Origin of the sequence: Streptomyces sp. NPDC127197 (assembly GCF_042672405.1) — a bacterium.
Classification (GTDB): Bacteria; Actinomycetota; Actinomycetes; order Streptomycetales; family Streptomycetaceae; genus Streptomyces; species Streptomyces flavusporus.
The window spans coordinates 1-3,934 of the sequence record NZ_JBHXVG010000109.1 but is presented as its reverse complement, the minus strand read 5'-3'; the positions used below and the strand labels follow the sequence as shown (position 1 = coordinate 3,934).

The window sequence follows — 3,934 nt, the reverse complement described above, 5'->3', positions numbered from 1 at the left end:
GGGAGCGGCCGAGGGCGTGATCGTCCGGTTCGTCCTGCCGGCACTTCCCCCTTTTCTGCCGGTGGCGGCGGCATGCTGGTGGGCGCGGACGATGGTGGAATCGATCTGCACCAACCAGTCGATGTCACCGGCCGCGTCCGCTCGGGCCTGGACCTGCTGCAGAGCTCGGGTGAACACGCCGTCCAGGGCGTAGCGACGAAAGCGGGTGTACACCGTCTTCCACGGCCCGTAACGGGCCGGCAGGTCTCGCCAGGAGATCCCAGTCCGGATCTTGTAGACCATCCCGTTGACGACCTGTCGGTCCTCCACACGTGGTCGCCCGGTGGAAGCCCGCGGTATCAGCGGAGCGAGTAACTCCCACTCGTGATCGGTGAGTTCATGGCGACGTATCACCCGACCATGATCCACCATCCGATGATCTTTGAAGACGGACCCTAGTACTGCATTCCTCAAAGGCAGTACACATACCGGCGTCGTAGGTATCGGGTGGGCGGGGCGGGTCTGCCCCAGATCCAGGGTCTGGCACGGGTGTTGAGTTGGGTGGTGGTCAGTCGGGTGGCCTGCGCGATCTCGTCCGGGCCGACGAAGGTCTGGCCGGCCAGGGCGGCCTTGCGGAAGATCCGCCACCAGGCCTCCTGGAGGTTGAGCCAGCACGCGCCGACGGGGATGAACACGTGCTTGATCCGGGGGTGGGCCTCAAGCCATGTCCGAGTGGAGAGGCTATTGTGGGAGGACAGGTCGTCGGTGATCACGTAGATATCCCCGCTGGGATTGGCTTCCTCCAGCATTTGTAAGAACTGCTGGTAGAAGCCACTGTTGCGGGACGGGGCGGTCATCGTGATCTCCTGCCCGTCCGCCACGCGGAGTCCGCCGTAGACCCAGGTCTTCTCCGGTCCGCGGGAGTAGTCGAGCTCCGCTTTGACGCGGTGCCCGTCCGGTGACCAGCCCGGCCCGGGCGGGAACGTGCGGGGGATCACCGGCCCGAGTTCGTCGGCGCAGACCACCGTCGCGCCGTCGGGCGGGCTGGCGTAAAGGCCGATGATCCGCGTCCGTTTCCCTCGAAATCGCGGTCCTTCGACCTCGCCCAGGAGCGGGTGCGGCGCCATCGCACGCCCTCGGCCAGCAGGATCCGGCGGACCTGGGACCGGCCCACCTCGATCCCGTGCCGACGGGCGGCCTCGGCAAGCGCGTCGAGTGTCCATTCCGGCGCCCCTGACTCGTCCTCCGCAGCGAGTTCACCCCCCGTCGGGGCGTCCTCGATCACTGGTTATGGCCTCTGTGGCTGCGGTTCATCAAAGGCCCACCTGACCCGCGGGGGCTCCCTTCGGCCCGGCCGCCTGTCCGCCCGGCACCGGCTCTGGCGGCAGCCCGGCGTCAGTTGTAGCTGGGTACCATCCAGCGCGCCCGGTAGTACTGGGCGTTGGTCTCGCGCCAGAACTTCTCATGGCTGCCGGAGGAGTCTACGAAGGTGATCGCCGGCGTCGTCCAGGCGTCGGCACCTGCGACGGGCGCGTGGCAGGCGGTGGGATCTCCCGCGCAGGTCGTGATCACTCGGCGGAGACCGGGTCGTTGCCGACGCTCTTGGCCATGCCACCCTTGTTGACCAGCGATTCACGGGTGTAGTCCGTGCACCAGCGGTTGGTCTTCCCATCGGCCGCCGTCGCGGAGGTCGGCCACCGGGATGAGACGTAGCAGGGCGTGGCCCCGGTCTTGGAGAACTGGACGATCCCCGCGTTGGACGACACCTACATCCGGTCGGGGTCGCCGTAGACGGGCTCGAGGTCGTGACCGTAGGCCGGGGACACCCCGTTGGGGTTCAGCGGCAGGGTGAAGGACTCAGGGGTCCCGAGCGTCCCGGTGCCGCTCGTGTAGGGGTAGCGGACGAGCTGGGTCTTCCCGATGGCCCACAGCGCCCTCATCCTCGCCTGCGTCCTGCAGCTGACGGACACCGACGACGGCGCCGGCTTCTGGTGGCAGTACGCCGCAGGGGCCGGTCAGGCTGCCGCCGCGTACTGCCTCCACCTCCACCACCTGGCCCTGGGCGAGAAAGAAGCCGCGGACTGGTGGCACCGACAGGCCGACCACGTCCATCCACCCGACGACCGATTTGGCCGGCCGGCAGAGCCGAAGCCGGCACCGCCACGGTCCCGGCACGCAGCGGGCAGACAGGTCACCGACGCGCCCACCACCACGATGCTTCGCGTACTGCGCCACCTCGCGAAGTCCACCGCCCGCCAACAGTCTGCCGTGGTCACCGAGCTCATGGCCTACGTTCCCACCGCGGTCGCCGCCGGCTATCTCCGCCAGCCCGAAATGGACCTGCCGATGCCCGGCCCGGACTTCGCACGACGAGTCAGCGCTCTCCTTGACGCGGCCGGGGACCGACCTGACGCACCACGTGAACTTCCCGCACGCCAGCCTCTGCTTACACGGACCCGCCTGCGTGGCACCAACCAGGCCACCTCACGCCCTCGCCCCGCCGAACCGCCGGTGCACTAACAGACGGGCGAGACCACCAGCCGATGAGACCACGAGGGGACGACAACACCGGGCAAGTGTGAGGAGACTGCGCACGGTGATGTGTGGCAGCGGGTCGCCCACCGCACTGCAGCCGCTCGCCGACGCACTCGCCCACCCAAAACCCGAGACGACTACCACGCCCGCGAGGAGGATCGCCGCGCCGCAGAAGCCGCCCGCCGTGAACGGGAGTGGGGGAGTGCCGCTGGAGATGCGTGGGCCGACTGGGGCACCGGCCTGGACGTGCCCGTCGTGCGGCGCCGGACCGACGCCCCCGGCCTGCTCGCGTCACCTGCTGCGCAGGAAGGCCAGCACGGCGGCCACCCGCCCCAGCCGCTCCCACGACCTCCGCGAGCGCGGCCAGGATGAGTGCCGTCACGAGAGGGCCACTTGCCCCGGGTGCTGCCAGACGACGTAGGCCCCCGCGGCACACAGGAACAGGGGCATTACGAGCGCGAGGCACACGACCAGAGCCACGAGCGCATCAGCCCCAGTACCGGCCGGCCGTCCGCCTAGGATCAGCGACTTCACGATCTCGCTGACATCGCAGCCGATGGCCTCGGCCGCCTGCGCCGCGATGCGGGGCGCGTCCGGGAAACGGCGTACGGGGACCTCGATTCAGAGCTCGCGCAGAGCCTCGGCGAATCGGGGATGGACGCCGCCCGGATCAAGAATCGAGGGTCAGGAGTGTGCGCCCTGCCAGCCGCTGCACTGTGCTCGGGTGTAGGACCCGTCGCTGTTCATGTTGGTGTAGCACGCCCGGAGGTACACCGGCGTGCCTTCGTTGAGCGTCGAGAGGCTCTTGTACTTGTAGGTGTTGTACCCGCAGGCCGTGACGCTGTGTTGGTGGAAGTCGTTGATATACAGTTCGGCCGTCATGCAGTAGCCTTCTGCTTTCAGATCGTAGGCGTCGATGTAGTCGCCCTCGTGGGTGAAGGTCACCGTGCCCCCCTCGACTGTGATGCGCTCGTCCGTCCCGGCGTACGCAGCGGTGGCGGCTGCGAGGGGCAGCGTGGCGGTGAGCGCAGCTACGACGCCCATGCGGGCAACAAGCCTCCTCTTACTGGACATGTCATTCCTCTCTGGTTGCGCGTGAAGTGCCGTGCGTCGACAGGTTGTTGAGCGTCACGAGATATTAGAACGAGTGCGCAACCGTAGCGCTCTGACCACGGGTTTTTACCGGGAATCTTCACCAACCGCACAGTATCCAGCGGTGACGGCCCGGGCGGCGGACGAGCTGCGTGACCCGGGCGACATCGCCCCCTCAGCACCGGTCAGAGACCGGGAGCTGGAGCTGGCCGAGGTTTTGATCAGGTAACTGACCGGCATCGAGGTACGCGAGCTCCACGACGAGTACGGGCACGCCCTGGAGCAGCTGGTCGCGGCCAACGCCGGCGGCGGCACGCTGGCCGCGCTG

Annotated in this window: 7 protein-coding genes and 1 pseudogene; 1 reads left to right on the top strand and 7 read right to left on the bottom strand. The window is 68.2% G+C overall.

Going from position 1 to position 3,934, the window contains the following annotated elements; genetic code table 11:
* From ACFVJQ_RS45570 to ACFVJQ_RS45550, 5 genes are all read right to left on the bottom strand, one after another.
* Window positions 1–411 (bottom strand): IS5 family transposase (locus tag ACFVJQ_RS45570; RefSeq protein ID WP_385518528.1); only part of this gene is annotated, 411 nt, incomplete at its 3' end.
* A 38-nt stretch (window positions 412–449) separates the two neighbouring features.
* Complete coding sequence (locus tag ACFVJQ_RS45565) at window positions 450–1,106, bottom strand: transposase (protein WP_385791855.1); 657 nt, start codon at window positions 1,104–1,106, stop codon at window positions 450–452.
* Window positions 1,107–1,374: 268 nt separating this feature from the next.
* Window positions 1,375–1,551, bottom strand: coding sequence for a hypothetical protein (locus tag ACFVJQ_RS45560; RefSeq protein WP_385518522.1), 177 nt, complete (start codon window positions 1,549–1,551; stop codon window positions 1,375–1,377).
* Window positions 1,548–1,745 carry a hypothetical protein gene (locus ACFVJQ_RS45555; protein WP_385518519.1) on the bottom strand — a complete coding sequence of 66 codons (198 nt, stop codon included), beginning with the start codon at window positions 1,743–1,745 and terminating at the stop codon, window positions 1,548–1,550. The genes ACFVJQ_RS45560 and ACFVJQ_RS45555 overlap by 4 nt, the downstream gene beginning before the upstream one ends.
* Window positions 1,746–1,919: a hypothetical protein gene (locus ACFVJQ_RS45550; RefSeq protein WP_385518516.1), complete on the bottom strand. Its 174-nt coding sequence runs from the start codon at window positions 1,917–1,919 to the stop codon at window positions 1,746–1,748. It lies immediately after the preceding gene.
* On the opposite strand from ACFVJQ_RS45550, the gene ACFVJQ_RS45545 reads away from it, so the two are divergent.
* Window positions 1,900–2,499 carry a hypothetical protein gene (locus ACFVJQ_RS45545; protein ID WP_385518513.1) on the top strand — a complete coding sequence of 200 codons (600 nt, stop codon included), beginning with the start codon at window positions 1,900–1,902 and terminating at the stop codon, window positions 2,497–2,499. The genes ACFVJQ_RS45550 and ACFVJQ_RS45545 overlap by 20 nt on opposite strands.
* A gap of 500 nt (window positions 2,500–2,999) precedes the next feature.
* Here ACFVJQ_RS45545 and ACFVJQ_RS45540 read toward each other — a convergent pair.
* Both ACFVJQ_RS45540 and ACFVJQ_RS45535 read right to left on the bottom strand, forming a co-directional pair.
* Window positions 3,000–3,135 (bottom strand): annotated as a pseudogene (locus tag ACFVJQ_RS45540) (YbaK/EbsC family protein); the annotation flags it as partial.
* Window positions 3,136–3,198: 63 nt separating this feature from the next.
* A complete protein-coding gene (locus ACFVJQ_RS45535) occupies window positions 3,199–3,588 on the bottom strand; it encodes a hypothetical protein (protein ID WP_385791852.1) in 390 nt (129 codons plus the stop codon).
* Window positions 3,589–3,934: the final 346 nt, after the last annotated feature.